The 16,877-nt window shown below is 39.3% G+C and carries 14 protein-coding genes; 10 read left to right on the forward strand and 4 right to left on the reverse strand.

Annotated elements, in window-relative coordinates:
* The first annotated feature begins 60 nt into the window (after nucleotides 1-60).
* The gene (locus tag RFW85_RS18530) at nucleotides 61-1,113 is read left to right on the forward strand and encodes an NAD(P)-dependent alcohol dehydrogenase (RefSeq protein WP_170248831.1); all 1,053 of its coding nucleotides are present in this window, start codon (nucleotides 61-63) and stop codon (nucleotides 1,111-1,113) included.
* 72 nt (nucleotides 1,114-1,185) lie between these two features.
* Here RFW85_RS18530 and RFW85_RS18535 read toward each other — a convergent pair whose 3' ends face one another.
* The 3 genes from RFW85_RS18535 to RFW85_RS18545 all read right to left on the reverse strand — a co-directional run bounded on the left by RFW85_RS18535 (nucleotide 1,186) and on the right by RFW85_RS18545 (nucleotide 6,386).
* Nucleotides 1,186-2,529, reverse strand: a complete 1,344-nt coding sequence (locus tag RFW85_RS18535) for a PepSY-associated TM helix domain-containing protein (protein ID WP_309171772.1) — start codon at nucleotides 2,527-2,529, stop codon at nucleotides 1,186-1,188.
* Nucleotides 2,530-2,830: 301 nt separating this feature from the next.
* Nucleotides 2,831-4,795, reverse strand: coding sequence for a multicopper oxidase family protein (locus RFW85_RS18540; protein ID WP_170248833.1), 1,965 nt, complete (start codon nucleotides 4,793-4,795; stop codon nucleotides 2,831-2,833).
* Between the two features lie 43 nt (nucleotides 4,796-4,838).
* A complete protein-coding gene (locus tag RFW85_RS18545; protein ID WP_309171773.1) occupies nucleotides 4,839-6,386 on the reverse strand; it encodes a tyrosinase family protein in 1,548 nt (515 codons plus the stop codon).
* 651 nt (nucleotides 6,387-7,037) lie between these two features.
* On the opposite strand from RFW85_RS18545, the gene RFW85_RS18550 reads away from it, so the two are divergent.
* The 4 genes from RFW85_RS18550 to RFW85_RS18565 are packed head-to-tail and all read left to right on the forward strand — an operon-like array spanning nucleotide 7,038 to nucleotide 10,319.
* Nucleotides 7,038-8,057 carry an ABC transporter substrate-binding protein gene (locus RFW85_RS18550; RefSeq protein WP_309171774.1) on the forward strand — a complete coding sequence of 340 codons (1,020 nt, stop codon included), beginning with the start codon at nucleotides 7,038-7,040 and terminating at the stop codon, nucleotides 8,055-8,057.
* Nucleotides 8,058-8,059: 2 nt separating this feature from the next.
* On the forward strand, nucleotides 8,060-9,070 hold the full coding sequence (locus tag RFW85_RS18555) for an iron ABC transporter permease (RefSeq protein ID WP_199976936.1): 1,011 nt from the start codon (nucleotides 8,060-8,062) through the stop codon (nucleotides 9,068-9,070).
* The gene (locus tag RFW85_RS18560; protein ID WP_261482109.1) at nucleotides 9,067-9,831 is read left to right on the forward strand and encodes an ABC transporter ATP-binding protein; all 765 of its coding nucleotides are present in this window, start codon (nucleotides 9,067-9,069) and stop codon (nucleotides 9,829-9,831) included. Before RFW85_RS18555 ends, RFW85_RS18560 begins: the two co-directional genes overlap by 4 nt.
* Nucleotides 9,828-10,319, forward strand: coding sequence for a GNAT family N-acetyltransferase (locus RFW85_RS18565; RefSeq protein ID WP_309171775.1), 492 nt, complete (start codon nucleotides 9,828-9,830; stop codon nucleotides 10,317-10,319). Before RFW85_RS18560 ends, RFW85_RS18565 begins: the two co-directional genes overlap by 4 nt.
* Here the strand turns inward: RFW85_RS18565 and RFW85_RS18570 are convergent.
* Nucleotides 10,314-11,102, reverse strand: coding sequence for a helix-turn-helix transcriptional regulator (locus RFW85_RS18570; protein WP_309171776.1), 789 nt, complete (start codon nucleotides 11,100-11,102; stop codon nucleotides 10,314-10,316). The two genes, RFW85_RS18565 and RFW85_RS18570, sit on opposite strands and share 6 nt — an antisense overlap.
* Nucleotides 11,103-11,200: 98 nt before the next feature.
* Here RFW85_RS18570 and RFW85_RS18575 point away from each other — a divergent pair, with 98 nt between their 5' ends.
* The 5 genes from RFW85_RS18575 to RFW85_RS18595 all read left to right on the forward strand — a co-directional run bounded on the left by RFW85_RS18575 (nucleotide 11,201) and on the right by RFW85_RS18595 (nucleotide 16,868).
* Complete coding sequence (locus RFW85_RS18575; protein ID WP_309171777.1) at nucleotides 11,201-12,004, forward strand: sulfite exporter TauE/SafE family protein; 804 nt, start codon at nucleotides 11,201-11,203, stop codon at nucleotides 12,002-12,004.
* A gap of 182 nt (nucleotides 12,005-12,186) precedes the next feature.
* A complete protein-coding gene (locus RFW85_RS18580) occupies nucleotides 12,187-13,071 on the forward strand; it encodes a phosphoribosyltransferase family protein (RefSeq protein WP_309171778.1) in 885 nt (294 codons plus the stop codon).
* Nucleotides 13,072-13,080: 9 nt separating this feature from the next.
* Nucleotides 13,081-14,574, forward strand: coding sequence for a nicotinate phosphoribosyltransferase (locus tag RFW85_RS18585; protein ID WP_262470655.1), 1,494 nt, complete (start codon nucleotides 13,081-13,083; stop codon nucleotides 14,572-14,574).
* Nucleotides 14,575-14,633: 59 nt separating this feature from the next.
* Complete coding sequence (locus RFW85_RS18590; RefSeq protein ID WP_000155303.1) at nucleotides 14,634-15,401, forward strand: NUDIX domain-containing protein; 768 nt, start codon at nucleotides 14,634-14,636, stop codon at nucleotides 15,399-15,401.
* A 72-nt stretch (nucleotides 15,402-15,473) separates the two neighbouring features.
* Nucleotides 15,474-16,868 carry a methylenetetrahydrofolate reductase C-terminal domain-containing protein gene (locus RFW85_RS18595; protein ID WP_309171779.1) on the forward strand — a complete coding sequence of 465 codons (1,395 nt, stop codon included), beginning with the start codon at nucleotides 15,474-15,476 and terminating at the stop codon, nucleotides 16,866-16,868.
* Nucleotides 16,869-16,877: the final 9 nt, after the last annotated feature.

The following is a 16,877-nucleotide window of genomic DNA, read 5'->3' on the forward strand; positions in this document are numbered from 1 at the left end:
TTAATGAATATCCAGTGAAGGAATCATTTCTATTTAAACATTAAACACGAGAGAAAAAATATGACAACTGAAGTTTTAGGTTATGCCGCGCTGTCATCAGAAACTCCTTTAGTTCCGTTTAAATTTGAACGTAGAACCCCACGTGAAGATGATGTTGTTATTCAAATTGAATACTGTGGTGTTTGCCATTCCGATCTACACCAAGCTAAAAATGATTGGGGATTTAGTGCTTATCCTTTAGTTCCGGGTCATGAAATTGTCGGGCGTGTCACCTCAATTGGCCCTAAAGTCACAAAGTATAAAGTTGGTGATTTAGTGGGCATTGGCTGTATGGTCGACTCATGCCGTACTTGTTCTGCTTGTCATTCAGGGTTAGAGCAATATTGTGAAGAAGGTAACATCCAGACTTATGGCGGCGTAGATCGCCATGACCAACGCCCAACTTATGGTGGATATTCACAAAGCATTACCTGTAGCCAAGATTTTGTATTAAAAGTACCTGAAAATCTGGATGCTCAAGCTGTGCCACCACTGCTTTGTGCTGGCATTACCACTTGGTCGCCACTACGTCACTGGAATGTTGGCAAAGGTAGTAAAGTCGCTGTAGTGGGGTTAGGTGGTTTAGGGCACATGGCAATTAAACTTGCCAATGCTCTAGGCGCTGAAGTGACATTATTTACCCGCTCAGCAAACAAAGAACAGGATGCAAAACAACTTGGCGCACATCATGTTGTGTTATCAACAGATGACACTCAAATGAAATCAGTATTAAATCAATTTGATCTAATTGTTGATACTGTGCCTTATGACCATGATTTAAAGCCTTATATTCCAACTTTAGCTTTAAATGGAACCATTGTGTTGGTTGGATATTTAGGTGAAATTAGCGCAAATTCAGTACCTATGATTTTAGGGAGAAAATCAATTGCAGGGTCGGTCATTGGTGGAATTAAAGAAACACAAGAGCTACTCGATTTTTGTGGTGAGCATAATATTGTTTCTGAAGTTGAGATGATTGATATGAAAAATATTAACGGAGCTTTTGAGCGTATGTTAAAGAGCGATGTGAAGTATCGTTTTGTGATTGATATGAAAACACTGTCTGAAGATTAATTTAGTAGTTATTTTCGGCTGTGCATACTATGCGTAGTGTGCACAGCTCAAAAGTTTAATACCAATGTGAGTTTATGATTTAGACGGGATGTATTTACGCATAGCAAAGATAAATAGCGTAAATAAAATACTAAAACCAAAAACAGGTAAGCTAAGCCCTAACACGATTCCCACCAATATTAACCATATTTTTTGTGAACCAGTTGCACGATTCCAAATCAATAAGCTTTGACCAACAAAGTGAGTTGTCATGAGTTTTAAATTCGAGTTTTTAAACGCAGCTCTATATCCGTAAATAATCATAATACACAGTGCGGAAGCATAAAGTGCCAGTATCAATTGATTTATCCAACCAAATAAAACCCCGATATGGGCATCAACTCCCCAACGAGTGAGTTTTGCCACTAACGAGTAGTCTTTAAACGCAAGTTGATCGATGACTTTGTGTTGTTCCATATCAATGGCGATACTGTCTGCTTGAGTTGGCCATTTGCGCTGAATTTCGGCTACAGTCCAAGCTTGATTTCCACTAGTCGGTGGTTTGATTTGTATTTGTGCTGCATCAATACCATGTGCTCTAGCGATTGAAAGAGCAGTATCGTACTCAGTCGAAACAATATTTAAATTAAGATTTTCACTATGAGGCATCTCGTGATGTTCATGGTGCATCACTGTAGGTAAATTATCTGTTTGAAGGGAAGTTGCTAATGTTGGCGTTTGCCAGTTAAGCCACTGACGAGCAACTCGAATATTATCTCCAGCCCACTGGGACCATGTAAGCCCCGTAATGGCGATTATTAATAAGAGAGGAAATAGACCTAAACCCAATGTGCTATGCCATCTTAATAATCTATTTTTTTGTGTCTGTCTAATTTTAAGATTTTGACGGCGTTTCCACCAATTATAAAGTCCGGTTAAAGTCAAAATTGCTAACCAGCTTGCAGCCAGTTCACTATAAAAGCGCCCCCATTTTCCTAGTAATAAATTGCTATGTAACTGGTCGAGCGTAGTTCGAAATGGCAGAACCCCACTGGTACCATAAACCGCTAGATGACCTTTGGCTTTAAGTGTAAAAGGATCAATAAAAACGGCTTCACTTGTAAAAGCGTGGATAGGGTCTGAAAAAATTACACGTGTTGTCTGATCAGAGCTAGGAGCTGGCCTAACTTCAATCACCTGTGCAGACTTTGGCATTACTTGCTTTGCAGCTTCAATTTGCTGGCTCAGCTTATGTGGTGGTTGCTTCAATGGCTCAACGTATAGAACATCTTTATAAATCGCTTGTTCAAGTTGAGGTGTAATCGCATAGAGTAAGCCGGTGAATGCTGCGACCAATATAAATGGTGCAATAAAAAAACCGGCATAAATATGAATTAAACGGTAAAGACTACGCCAGAAAGATGATTGGGTCAGCATCGGAAGTTAATGTCTATCAGATTTTGGGCTGGATTATAACGAGTTATTTATTTTAATGTTGATTGTGCAGTAACCACTATTAAATTATTTGAGTAGCTCTGATGTGCACTTTTTAAGCCAATAATTAAATGGTTTTTATTGCTTGGTAAATTTTATACCTTTTTCTATTTACTATTTAAGACTTTATTTGATAACTCTACAACTTATAATTCAAACTGTTTTGCTTCCTTATTAGTATTAAAAAACCGCTTATTTTAATATAAGCGGTTTTATTAGAATAAAGTTTTACTGCAGTCCAGAACTAGTGATGGCCTTGTGAAACTCCACCATTTCCATCAGGAAGAGTAATTCGAATATTTTGCATCATGCCTTGATCTTCATGATCCAAAATATGGCAGTGCAATACAAAGTCACCGATGTAGCGTTGGTACTTGGTTCTCACAATGACTTTATAACTGGCTCCTTGTACGTTTTTAACCCAGATTGTATCTTTCCATGTCCCTTTTAGACCACGATATTGTGGATCAGGTGCAGCCGTTTTGTCATAGTCATCCACGGCATTTATATCACTGACATCTTTACCGTTAGGGTCATACACTGCTACGACTTGAAATGGGTTTACATGAATATGAAAAGGATGGCTAGCTAATTTAGAGGTGAGTATCCATTCATCGGTTTTGCCTAACTCGAGCGTACGGTCAATTCGATCTGGTTGATACGGTTTTCCATTCACCAGAAACTGAACTGGATCAGCATTTGTATCAATATTAAATTCTAAAAATTGTTTATACGGTGTAGTTGGTAAGTCCTGATGAGGAACAAAATGACTAAGCTTCAGATTTTGTTGTAAATCTTGAAGAACTGCGGGACGCATATCTGGGGCAATATTTCGGTATGCATTATTGCTTAAAGCCGTTGTTAAAGACTGCGTAGCAGAGCTGGCTTTATTGACTTGAACTATACCGAGTAAGTGCTTCTGTGAAAGTGTACGGTCCACGTTAGCAGAAGCCGAAGCCGCTTCATCAATTAAACAATAACGACCTTCTTGAGGGAATTGAATTAATGCGTCATAACGATAACCTGGTTGAAAGACTGTTACTGTTTTGTCCATAACTTGTTTGAGAGTTAGACCGTCGGCTGCGATGATGTGTTGACTCACAATAGGTCCTGTACAACTTTCACTTAATAATTTCTTTTCACCCATTGGTGTTAAATTGAGTTTGGATGGAATATTTTGCATTTGACGAACGCTTAAGTTGATACTATCGCGAACACCTGCATGTACCATCCGCCAACGCTCAACTTGTCCTGCAACCGCTTGAGTGATGAAGGGTTGAACTTCTCCATTGATGCTCGTATATCGTCCTGATTTTCCCCAATCGCCGGGGCCAAAACCCTGATAATCTCTAATTTCACCAATTTGATTGTTTTGGCAAATATAGTTGCCATTTTGATCGGTTTCGATTTTTCCGTTAGCATCGTAGCAAGCATATTGGATTTGCTGAAAAACCAGAGTTCTTTCTTTAAAACCATAAGTGAGTAAATCTAAATCACCTGACTTATTTGGGGTAGGCTGGCGATATCCACGAATAATTAACGCACCCGCCATACCACTTGCAACTTGAATCGCGGTTGAACCATGTCGATGTGGATGGTACCAAAATGTTCCGGCTGGATGATCGGATGGAATGTTGTATTCATATTGGAAATTAACACCCGGATTAATCGAAATTAAAACGTTATCACTATTTCCTGCTGGGTTAATCCATAAACCGTGAGTGTGCATGTTAGTGCCATCAAAACAATGTGGTTTATTCACATCAAAATGATCGCCAGTACAACTTGGGTCTTTAGGAAATTTTTTGTGAGTAATCGGGTCTGTATCAAGTTGATTATCTAAGTTTGCTCGTACAGTTTCTCCCGGAAATATTTCAATCGTCGGAGCAATATAAGGCGTATTGGGCTGTGTATTTGTACCTTGATAACTACGTAAAAGGACTTCGTCATAACGATTTGTCGCTGGGTTCCAAAGTCTGTTCCTCGTTTTTTTAACTTCCCATGTAAACAATGCTTCATTTGAAGATTGCATTTGTGGAGCGTTTGTTGGTGACGTAGTAGATTTAGGTTTGGCAATTAATGCGACATGATTACGCGCAACAGCCATATCGGGTGGGTCTTCTAATATACGTTCAGAAGTATCATTTGCTGATACACACCAACTCACTAAGGTTAGAGGTATGCATAATATTAAATGAGCTATTTTCATAATGAATATAGGCCTGAAAAAATCAGGCCTCTCCCTTAAATTATTATTTTGAAGTTTCTAAGCGAACCTGAGAAATACTCAAGCCTTGAGAGCTTAATTTTTCTTTCACTTGATCAAGCGTTAAATCAGTAGCAACAAACTGAACCTCTAAGTCTTCAGCAGGCATGCCTAATTGCTTAACCTGATCACTAACTTGATAAACCAATTGACCAATATGACCTGGGTGCCCGCCGTGGTCATGATCTAACACACCGAAGTAGTTAATTGTGGCAACATAAATTTTTTGGTCAGGTTTATTTTTTGGAGATAGATAAATCTTATAGGTTAGATTTGGATTACCAATCATTTGGACATTATCTAATATTAAATAGGTTTGTCCTGATGAAAGCGTTGTTTGAGTAAGTTGACTTGAGTTCTCTAAGAAACTTGCAGTTTGAGGGGCTAAAGCTACTTTTTGAGTTACACCCATAAGCTTAATGCTTTTATTACTGCTAACTGGTTTATGATTCATTTTAAATAGGTTTGCTTTTTCAGCACCTTTACTACTCATGACCGTAGCTTCAACTTTACAAGCATTTTCATTGGTATATCGCACTGGAATTTTACCGGGGGTGAATACATCAGCAATTGTCATAGTAACTTTATTGCCGTTTTCATCTGCAAAAGTATATCGGGTCTTATACCAGCTATCTGGCATACCTAAATTTTTCTTTGCCCATTCAAGCGTAATCGGTTGTCCATTGGCTTTTTTATTTAACCAGCATTGCCATAAGCGGTCGATATTGGCATGGTGCATATAAAATACAGGGTCTAAGCCTGCAATAGGTACAAATCCCATATCTGGTAGCACACAGTTTTTACCGACTGCACAGTGCATTACACCATGGGGTTGAGACTGTAATTGGTTAGAGAAGTCTTTGAAGTTATCCCACTTAAAGGCTTGAGCAGCGCTGGCATTATCTGGATCTATGGCGCTGATGTTGGTATTTAAACCCGGGGTACGGAACTGATCATATAAAGTACCAGCCTGTTTACCGCGGACCAATTTAGGCAGTGCTAAGCCTTGACCATTAGCAGCTTTTTCTTCGTAATAGTCCCAATAAGGAAGTGAATAATCTTGTCCAACATATTTACGTACCGTTCGCTCATAAAAATAAAGCATCATACGGTGCCATGGTAAGAAATTTAGATTGCCATGTTGGCATGTACCCCAAACTTCATCGGTAAAGCCATCATTTGGGACTGGTGAATTTTGAATATGTTTATAGTAACTGTCACATACTGCTTTACTATATACCTGTAAACACTGGGGCATACGGTATTGATTAACATAGTAATCTTTGTCTGTTGCATGTGTACCTGTACCAAAATAGCCATGCGTATTGGCCCAGTAATTAAAGCTTGTACGAAACTCGGGTGATAAGGGGGGAGCATTATTATTTGCCCGCATTTTTTCCAAACCTTTTTGTAATGCACTTACTTTGGCTGGATCTTTTGCAAACTCCGTCGCACTCATTCGTAGTGAGTCAGCATGGGTTGTTAAGCTCATGCTAAATAATAGAGTGCCTAAAATATAATAATTTCTCTTCATGTTTTTAAATCCTTGTCATGTTTAATGTTCTTATATTTGATTATTTGTAATGTATGAATTTACCCTTGTTTTGGATAATTCTTAACCTAATCTAGCATATATAATAGTTTTTATTAAAGTTTTATGTTTAATATTAATAATGAAAAAACTTAATTTTAAATCGTGTAATTTTTTAGAAAAACTTAATTATTTAATATATGTTTAATGTGGTTCTATTGAGGATTAAAATAAAAATTTAATTATATTTTTATGTAATGTGTCCTGTTTTTTTAATTTTGTAGTTATGAAGTCTCATTATTTTTCTGGATTAAATTTTTTAAATATTAAAGCTAAAACTTTCTGATTAAATTTAAATATTGAAAAGTAAGTGATTTCAGTTGAATGGTTTAAAGAAAATTTTAAATATTTTGGAAATGGCTATTCATTTTTCGAGTTTTAAAAATCACAATCACATGATTATTAAGTTTATTTTGTAATTCTGGCATTTTTATTGCTTAATTACTCTTATCTTCAGTACAACACTTGATTTGACTGCCGTATTACTTATGCTTCAAATATTCTTGATCAGTTATGGTGTGTTTTTCACATGAAAAATGCACCAAATAGACACATCTTTTTATTTTGCACTGTATTTGTGCGTTGGGTGCCGTAATGAAGTTATTAGCTTTATTACTCACTTTACTCATTCTATGTGGATGTTCTTCATCTGAACAAAGTGGTAATGCGCAGGAAAAGTTAGCAGCCCATTCTATATGTGTCTTCGATAATACAAATACAAAAGTCTGTGTAGCCAAACCCGCCCAAAGAATAGCTTCTCTATTTGAGTCGGGTTTAGATGGCTTATATATGCTAGGGCAAGGTCATAAAGTGATTGGCATACCAGCCGAAGTATACATCCAGCCTTTATTATTTAATGCCTACTCAAAAATAGATAAGCGTATCGCCAATAAGCAGCTTGCGACGCCTTCACAAGGTGCAAATGCCACCAATATTGAAAGTCTCGTGCTGTTAAAACCAGATTTGGTTATTGTGGGGAGCGGACAAACCCAAACAATTGAGCTGTTGAGGCAGCTTGGTATTGCTGTATATGTGATGGAGTCTGGCACTTACCAGCAAGTGAAAGAAGAACTTTCTGAAATTGCTATTCTGAGCGGTACCCAAAAGCGAGCTCAAGAAATTTTAAATTTCTCTGATGAAATTGTGGCGGAGGTCGCAGCCAAAACGGCACGTCAGCCAAATAAACAATCGATTTACTATGCTTGGTCTGGTGGCCGAATTTTTTCTACCTCGGGACGTCAGTCGATTACCAATGATTTTATTGAGCTGGCGGGTGCGTACAACATTGTTCAGACCAATACGAATCAACCCAATGTAAATCCCGAGACTTTAATTGAATGGAACCCCGACAATATTGTGCTTTGGAATACCAACCCCCAACTGATTTATGAACGAAAAGAATTACAGGGTTTAAGCGCTGTGCAAAACCGAAAGGTATTTAATTTGAGTCCTGCATTTATATATAACCCACACACCATCAAAATTATTATTACGGCGATTTATTTGAATCATAGTATTTATCCCGAAAACTCAGATTTACCTGTAAGTGCATTACAACAGCGCATTTTAACTAAGTTGTATAGTGAGCACCTTGCAAAAGCGTTGGTGCAATAAATATGGAAAAACTGAAATATTATTGGTTTTACCCTTTACCTTTCCTCATGATTTTTATCTCGCTGCTTATTGGGCCAACTCAGACCTTGAGTGCATGGGACTATACGCTGTGGGGTGTACAAGCAGTTTTTGGTACACCTTATTTTGATGCAGAACAATTTAGACTGATGCAGAACATTATTGTGAATGTCAGATTGCCCAGAATTTTACTGACCTTTATGGTGGGAGCTGCATTAGCAACCGCGGGTAATGGTTTGCAGGCATTGTTTCGTAATCCATTGGTCGATTCTTATGTACTTGGTATTTCATCTGGCGCTGCGTTCGGTGCAGCCTTGGCACTTTCTTTAAGTTGGCTTTCACCCAATCTATCAGCCTTTATTTTTGGCGTTTGTGCTGTTGGCTTAACGTATTTATTTGCGCATCAAAAACATGAAAGCCAGACGTCTTTAGTGATGGTGATTTTATCAGGCATGATTGTTTCGGGGCTGTTTTTGGCAGGACTTACAGTTATTCAATACTTAAGTGATCCATTTAAATTACAAGCGATCGTGCAATGGACCATGGGCAACTTACATCAGGCGTCTTGGCAAAAGGTCCAATATGCCGTGCTACCGATCTGTATTGGCCTTGCCGGATTATTTGCGATGCGTTGGCGATTAAACTTAATGGCACTTGGTGCTGAAGAAGCGCAGGCTGTGGGTGTTAACCCAAGATGGGAACAACTGCTTTTAATTGCTCTAGTCACAGTATGTACGTCAACTTCTGTAGCCGCTGCAGGCATTATTAGTCTATATGGGCTCTTTATGCCGCATATTGTGAGAATGTTGGTTGGGCCAGATCACCGCTATAGTATTCCTGCCAATATGGTGTTGGGCGGTAGTTTTTTACTGTTGATTGATAACTTTTCTCGGGTTTTACTTACGTTTGAAATACCGATTGGTATTTTTACCATGCTACTTGGCGCGCCATTTTTCTTATTATTAATGAAAACTCAGAGGACTCATTGGGCATGATTCAAATTGATCAGTTAAATTATGCCTATGGGCATAAACAGGTTCTTAAAAATATTCATCTGGAGTTTCCTGAAAATCAGTTTTCCGTCATTTTAGGACGTAATGGCTGCGGAAAATCGACACTTTTTAAGCTGATGGCGGGTCTAGAACCCGTAAAAGATGGATTAATCCGTTACTCAGGAAAACCATTGTCGGACTTTAAAGGTAAAGATCGGGCTGCATTGCTCGGCTTTTTACCGCAGTTTCATAAAACCGTATTTCCATTTTTGGTTAAAGATGTGGTGATTACGGGACGTGCAGCTTTTAGCCGATATCGTCCTTCAAAATCAGACTGGGAATGTGTAGACCAAGCTTTACTTGATTTAGACATCGAGCATTTGCGTGACCGTTCTTATACCGAGTTATCGGGTGGCGAAAGACAATTGGTTATGATTGCCCGCATTTTAGTGCAAGCACCGAAAGTCATTTTGCTCGATGAGCCAACCAATCATCTCGATGTTTATTACCAGTCTTATTTAATGAAAAAGTTGCGTCAGTTATCGCGGCAAAATTTTACGGTGATTGCGATTATGCATGATCCCAATTTAGCTTTTTTATTTGCAGACCATTTGTTTTTTATGCGCCAACACGAAGTGGTTAAGCCTGAGTCAAAAACACGAATAACTGATCCAAAGTTTTTAAAAAGTGTCTACGATGTTGAGTTCCATGAAGCTATGATTCAAGACAAAACGATTGTGATACCTGATCATTCTTGGCTATGAATATGTTGAATTATCAGTTAGTGGGCAAAGTAGACTATGAGTCTGCGGTAGAGTTTGCACTTTATACAAGACAGTTGTTATTCCCAGAAATTTATCATGGGCAAGTTCCCAAAGATTTAAAAAAATTTGAGCAACATTATGTCCATGATCCATTGGGCTGCTTCATTACGGTAAAAGATCAAAATCGCATTATTGGCACCATTGCATATCGAGCTTATGACCATCGTTTTGATTTAAATTTGCCGCTTAATACGGTTGAGGTCGTTAAGTTATTTGTATTGCCTGAATACCGACGTAATGGCATTGCAACCATGCTATGTAACATGTTGTTTAGCCATGCACAAAAGAATGAAATTACCACTTTGTATTTGCACACTCATCCATTTTTGCCAGCGGCTGAAGAATTTTGGCGGCTCCAAGGCTTTGATGTGATTAAACGTGAGTGGATCGAGACCTATGACACCATTCACATGAGTAAATCTTTATAGCGCTTTATCATGCGCATGAAATCTTTTTTGAAAATGGGTAGGCGGATAACCCATAATTTTACTGAACATTGCGGTAAAAGCTGTCGAGTGTTCATAGCCCAAACTAAAAGCAATTTCAGTAATTGAGATATTTGCTTTTAACGCATTTAAAGCATAGATGATGCAGACTCGATTACGCCAAGCCTGAAAGGACATGCCAGTTTCAGACTTAAACCAGCGGTGAAAAGTCCGTTCACTTTTATTGTGTTCATGTGCCCAATCCTTAGGGCTGCTATGAATATCGGGATGCTGCATAAACTCGGCACATTGTTTAGATAGTAAGGTGTTGTGAGGCAATGGAATAAACAGAGGCAGGGCTGGTGCAGCTTCTAACTCATATAACAATAAATCGATAAGAGCGCCGTCACGTCCTGAATGCTGGTAGTCAATAGGTAGCTGATTAGCCTGAATGAGCAGTTGATGTAACAAAGGCGAGACTTGTATAACCTCGCAATAGTTTGCTTGTCTTGGTGCATGGCCCGCTTCTATATACAAACTATAAGTACTGACTTTAGATAGCCATACCCGATGTGGTTTACCTGCAGGTATCCATACACCGCTGTACGGTAACACGAGCCACTGTCCATCTTCAGTTTCAACTTTCATGAGGCCTTCGGATGCATATAAGAACTGTGCACGGCGATGGCTATGCGTATCTAACAAGGTATCAGCAGGATAATCTGATCCTAACGCTAAAACCGCTTGCGGTAGATGGTCTACATCATTAATTGGAGTATTACGCATATTTTTTTGGCTGAAAAAAATAAAAAGATGGCTTTTCTACGTTAGTTTGCCATAGAGCTATTTTATATCATGCCTCTATAAACGTGAGGAAGATAATCATGCTATATGAGGTATTTCTATTTGGATTACTTTCAGGCATAACCACTTGGTTATTTGGTTTTGGCGGCGGTTTTGTTGCTGTACCTTTGCTTTATACAATCATTATCCAAAAGTGGAGTAATGAAAGTAATATCGGCATATATGCCATGCAAATCGCCGTAGCTACATCAGCTTTTGTCATGCTGTGTTCGGCAAGTTTTGCAACCTTTCGGCACTATCAGTCTGGACATATAGATTGGCAAAAAATCCGCTTTTTATGGGGTGGTATCGCATTTGGTGGAATTGTCGGTGCAGTAATGGCCTCATTATTTAATGGAAATTGGCTTCGCTGGATATTTATGAGCTATGTGTTCGTAACGATTATTGATTGTTATTACCGACCAGGGTTTATGGTGACATCAAGGCAAAAGCAAAACTATGGTCAGAACAGCGAACTCATTAAAGGGGGAATTATTGGTTGGGTTGCGGCACTTTTAGGTGTGGGTGGCAGTGTAATGACGGTTCCTTTATTACGGCGGCGGGGTAGTTCTATGGCAGAGGCTGCGGCTATTGCAAACATTCTCACGCTGCCTTTGTCTTTAACTGCAACACTGACCTATTGTGTGTTATCACTTTGGCAATCTACACCCAACGGATTTATCGGTTTAATCTGGTTTGAAGCTGCATTATTTTTGGTTGCAGGGACATGGATCGGGCTATATTTTTCAGAAAAATTTATTTCAAAACTACCTGATTTATGGCGGGCAAAGTTGTATCCGCTACTTTTAATAATGGTTCTACTAGTCATGCTTTTAGTAAATTAATTTTTAATTTCAATTGTTTGAAGAATAATTTTTCTTAAATAACAAATCTCTAAATGCTCTAAAAACTGTAAATTTTATGTCTTAAATGGCTTTGAAAAAAGTTTGAAAAATAGACTTGAAATATATAGTGGCTTTATGCCACTATATATTCATCGAAGGTCATCAGACAAAAAGAGGATGATATGGCTATCCAGCTTTTAGATGCGGCAAGAAATGAAATTCCAGTGAAATTCACGCAGTTTTCTGGTGGCGAGCGTCATGTTCAAATTGATGAGAAAACATTGAATTCACTATCTGGCAAGGTATTGATCCGTGCAAAGATGGCCTCAAGTCACGATGTGATGGACTATTTGTTACTTGAAAATATATTGCTGACTCAGGGTTTAACCATTGACCTAGAAGTTCCATATTTTCCATATGCACGTCAGGACCGTATTTGTGCAGTAGGCCAAGCGTTCTCGCTTGATGTGATGACCAAGTTACTCACCATCAATGCAGATAAAAAAGCGGGCAAACAAGGCAAGATCACTGTTTGGGACTGTCATAGTGAAGTAACGACAGCCTTACTCGCTGCCAATACTTCTTTTAGCGAAGTTGTAAACATCAGTTCAGTCGACATCATCGCAAAGAGTGCAGCGCTAAGCACATTGTTAAAAGATGAAAAAACAGTGCTGGTTTGCCCAGACAAAGGCGCGAAAGCACGTACACAAATGGTTGCAGATGCTTCTAATGGCGAGCGCAAACAACCCATCACTATTGTTCAGTGTGATAAAAAACGTGACCCAGTGACTGGCAAAATTTTAGGTACACATGTACATGCAACGGATTTATCAGGCCTAACAGCGGTCATTACCGATGACATTTGTGATGGCGGTGCAACCTTTATTGGTATTGCTAAAGAACTCCGTCGCCTCAATTGCCATAAGGTCGTTCTATATGTGACCCACGGTATTTTTAGTAAAGGTATAGAGGTTTTTGATGGACTGCTAGATCAACTATTTACCTCAGACAGCTTTCCACAACAACCATCAGACAAAATTTCAGTAATTGCTTTTGCAGCAAAATAGAGAACAAAGATGACGATTAAACTTAATCCATTAAACGCTATCGATTTTTATAAAGCTGATCACAGACGTCAGTATCCAGCAGGTACAGAGTACGTGTATGCCAACTTTACGCCGCGTTCATCTCGACTCGCTAAAATGTTGCCTGACTTTGACGATAAAGTTGTGTTCTTTGGTCTTCAGGGTTTTATCAAACACTTTTTAATCGATACTTGGAATGAAGGCTTTTTCAAACAACCTAAAGAAAAAGTGGTAGCTGCATATAAACGCCGTATGGATAGTTCATTAGGTGAAGGTGCTGTACCTGTTGATCACATTGAAGCGTTACACGACTTGGGTTATTTACCATTGCGCATTAAAGCATTGCCAGAAGGTAGCCGCGTCAATATGCGTGTACCTGTGCTCACCGTGATTAACACTGACCCGCGTTTCTTTTGGTTAACTAACTATATTGAAACCGTATTAAGTGCTGAGCTTTGGAAAAGCTGTACTACGGCCACTATTGCCTATGAATACAAACGCTTATTAACTCAATATGCTGTAAAAACTGGCGCACCGCTCGATTTCGTGCCTGTACAAGGACACGATTTTAGTAGCCGTGGTATGAGTGGAATTTATGATGCTGCGCAATCAGGTGTGGGTCACTTAACCAGTTTTATTGGAACAGACTCGGTTGCTTCAATTGACTACGCAGAAGAATATTACAATGCCACAGGGGTGATTGGGATATCTGTACCAGCGACCGAACACAGTGTGATGTGTATGGGCACAGAAGACAGTGAGCTAGAAACATTTAAGCGTTTAATTTGCGAACTTTATCCGGCGGGTGTTGTCAGTATTGTGTCTGATACTTGGGACTTTTGGCGAGTCATTACAGAATTTACGGTGGCTTTAAAACCTGAAATTTTGGCAAGACAACCGAATGCTTTAGGTTTGGCTAAATTAGTTTTCCGTCCAGACTCTGGTGACCCAGTTAAAATTATTTGCGGTGACCCAGATGCCGAAGTCGGTAGCCCAGCATATAAAGGCGCAGTTGAATGTTTATGGGAAGTGTTTGGCGGTACAAAAACTGACCAAGGCTATAAAGTACTGAATGAACGTGTTGGTTTAATTTACGGTGACTCAATTACTCTAGACCGTGCACAGCGTATTTTAGAAGGCCTTGAAGTTAAAGGCTTTGCTTCAAACAACTTGGTGTTTGGTATAGGCAGTTTTACCTATAACTATTTAACTCGCGATACCTTTGGGTTTGCTGTGAAAGCGACTTGGGGACAAGTGAATGGTGTAGGCCGTGAGCTGTTTAAAGACCCAATTACTGACTCAGGTGTAAAAAAATCTGCGAAAGGTCTATTACGTATAGAGCAAAGTGAAAATAGTTTTACCTTGTTTGATGAGCAAACAGCCGAACAAGAACAAGGTGGAGCACTTAAAACAGTCTTTGAAAATGGTAAACTTCAATATGAGTGTACTTTGGATCAAATACGTGAGCGTTTATCCATCGTATAACTGAGTTTAGATGAGCCGTTGATGTGTATCGGCTCATCATTTTTATTGAGAGGCTGAACGTGACTATTCAAACTGAACAAGAGTTCCTTGCCAGTTATGATCGCCGAGATTATGACGCACCTTTACTCACGGTCGATATGGCTATTTTCTCGGTTTTTAATGGTCAGTTGCAAGTATTACTTATTAAGCGACCAAACTTTCCAGCCAAAGACCAATGGGCTTTACCGGGTGGTTTTGCCGATTTAACCCATGATCAAGATTTGATGGCCACGGCTTATCGTAAGCTGGTCGAAAAAACAGGGATTGCTTCACCTTACTTGGAACAAGTTGCCTCTGTGGGTAATGCCAAACGTGACCCGCGTGGTTGGGCCGTAACCATTTTGTATTTTGCATTAATTGATTTTAATGCATATCAACATCAAGCATTAGCTGAATACAGCGAATGGGTGCCTGTAGCAAAAGCAAAAGATTTGGCATTGGCGTTTGATCATAATGAATTGCTTAACTTGGCATTAGAGCGTTTAACCAATAAAACTCGCTATACCGCTTTGCCAGCTAGTCTCATGCCCGAGTTATTTACACTGACCGAGCTACAGACTATTTATGAAATTATTCTTGGGCAATCCTTAGATAAAAAAGCGTTTAGACGCCGTATGATAGAAGCAGGTGCAGTTGAAGAAACCAACCACAGTAAAATTGTAGGCAAACGACCAGCTCAGCTTTACCGCTATGCACTCGATTCTTTCGATTTTATATTCCCACGTTCACTCGAATTACCTAGAAATAAAGAGGGTGAAGATAAGCAAAACAATGAGCTTTCTGACTAGCGCATCTTGATGCACTTTGATTTATAATGCCGCGCTTATGATTGATGTCATGTTTTGATAAGCGCTTTGCCTATGTCACACGTTTCTCCCTGCTTCCAGCAAAACCAGTTTTTTGTGTTGGTGGAATATCTCACTTCACTGCATGAAATTTATCCTGTGAAACATGAGTTTGCAGGGTATCCGGCTGCAATGACATTGGCAGATCGTGTACATTCAGATCATGATATTGCGCCGCTTGAGGCCAGCAAAAGTTATCCTGACTCAATCGATAAAGTCTTACACTTTTCAGGTAAGGCCCGAGACATACAAGACTTTGAGCAGTTTTTAGAACAAGCTCAAGCAGCTAATATTCAAAACTTGTTATTGCTTACAGGCGATAAACTCAAAGAACACCATAATGGTCGAGATGGACAGCCTCGTAGCCGTTACCTAGAGTCGGTAAACGCCGTAATGGCTGCCAAGCAACATGGCGGGTTTCGTATTGGGGTTGCTTTTAACCCATTTAAATATGTTGAAGCTGAGCGTGATGCACAGTATTTAAAACTGCATAAGAAGATTAAAGCAGGTGCAGACTTTATCATTACGCAATTGGGCTATGACATTGAAGCCTTAAAACAAGCCAAATCATTTTTAACCAAGAACAATTATTCGCAGCAAATATTGGCTTGTGTGATGCCACTGACTTTGGGCCGTGCCAATTTTATGGTGAAGCATAAAGTCGCGGGTATTGTGATTACGCCACACATGTTAAAAGTCTTGGCAGATGAAAAACAGGCAGGGCATACAGACCGCGTTTATTTACGCTGTGCTTTACAGATTTTGATGTGTAAACACTTGGGGTTTTCAGGCATTCACTTATCTGCTTGTCATAAGCCAGAAGAGCAAATGCTGCTTGAAAGCTACATTGAGCAATACAGACATCTGGAGATTGAAGCCTTAGAAGAGCTTTGGAATTCACTTTGGCAAGTCACGACAGGCAAAGAGTTTTCACCTGAAATTTCTCATTTTTCGCGTCAGCCATCATCTAAACAATTAATTAAATATCGCCAGCTACATGTTATGCATGAAGCAATGTTTGGATCAAAAATTGCTAAAGGCGTTGGACGCTTTATTTTTAAAGCATCTTTTTGGGAAAATGCTTTAGTAGCCAAAGTACTACTTAAAGCAGAAGTGTTGAGTAAACATAGCCTAGTCGGTTGTGAAAGCTGTGGTCAGTGTCGCCTAAGTGACACTTTATATATATGCCCTGAAACGTGTCCAAAAGGTTTAGCCAACGGGCCGTGTGGCGGAACAACTTTAGACCGCTGTGAATTTGGTGACCGTGAGTGTATTCATTCAGTCAAAGCAAGACTTGCCAAAGCGGTTGAACAAACCGATGTCTTAAAAGAAAAACTCATTCCTACAGTAGCGATTGAAACGAGAGGAACCAGCTCTTGGAAAAATTGGTATTTAGCGACAGAGGTTTAAGATTTAAAA

The organism is Acinetobacter sp. 12966 (genome assembly GCF_031196995.1).
Taxonomy (GTDB): Bacteria; Pseudomonadota; Gammaproteobacteria; order Pseudomonadales; family Moraxellaceae; genus Acinetobacter; species Acinetobacter geminorum.

What these genes read in the sequence shown, in the direction of transcription:
- RFW85_RS18570 (WP_309171776.1), bottom strand. Translation starts at nt 11,102, where the DNA reads ATGCGTAATACTCCAATTAATGATGTAGACCATCTACCGCAAGCGGTT.
- RFW85_RS18585 (WP_262470655.1), top strand. Translation starts at nt 13,081, where the DNA reads ATGACGATTAAACTTAATCCATTAAACGCTATCGATTTTTATAAAGCT.
- RFW85_RS18560 (WP_261482109.1), top strand. Translation starts at nt 9,067, where the DNA reads ATGATTCAAATTGATCAGTTAAATTATGCCTATGGGCATAAACAGGTT.
- RFW85_RS18540 (WP_170248833.1), bottom strand. Translation starts at nt 4,795, where the DNA reads ATGAAAATAGCTCATTTAATATTATGCATACCTCTAACCTTAGTGAGT.
- RFW85_RS18595 (WP_309171779.1), top strand. Translation starts at nt 15,474, where the DNA reads ATGTCACACGTTTCTCCCTGCTTCCAGCAAAACCAGTTTTTTGTGTTG.
- RFW85_RS18545 (WP_309171773.1), bottom strand. Translation starts at nt 6,386, where the DNA reads ATGAAGAGAAATTATTATATTTTAGGCACTCTATTATTTAGCATGAGC.
- RFW85_RS18565 (WP_309171775.1), top strand. Translation starts at nt 9,828, where the DNA reads ATGAATATGTTGAATTATCAGTTAGTGGGCAAAGTAGACTATGAGTCT.
- RFW85_RS18535 (WP_309171772.1), bottom strand. Translation starts at nt 2,529, where the DNA reads ATGCTGACCCAATCATCTTTCTGGCGTAGTCTTTACCGTTTAATTCAT.
- RFW85_RS18575 (WP_309171777.1), top strand. Translation starts at nt 11,201, where the DNA reads ATGCTATATGAGGTATTTCTATTTGGATTACTTTCAGGCATAACCACT.
- RFW85_RS18555 (WP_199976936.1), top strand. Translation starts at nt 8,060, where the DNA reads ATGGAAAAACTGAAATATTATTGGTTTTACCCTTTACCTTTCCTCATG.
- RFW85_RS18550 (WP_309171774.1), top strand. Translation starts at nt 7,038, where the DNA reads ATGAAGTTATTAGCTTTATTACTCACTTTACTCATTCTATGTGGATGT.
- RFW85_RS18580 (WP_309171778.1), top strand. Translation starts at nt 12,187, where the DNA reads ATGGCTATCCAGCTTTTAGATGCGGCAAGAAATGAAATTCCAGTGAAA.
- RFW85_RS18530 (WP_170248831.1), top strand. Translation starts at nt 61, where the DNA reads ATGACAACTGAAGTTTTAGGTTATGCCGCGCTGTCATCAGAAACTCCT.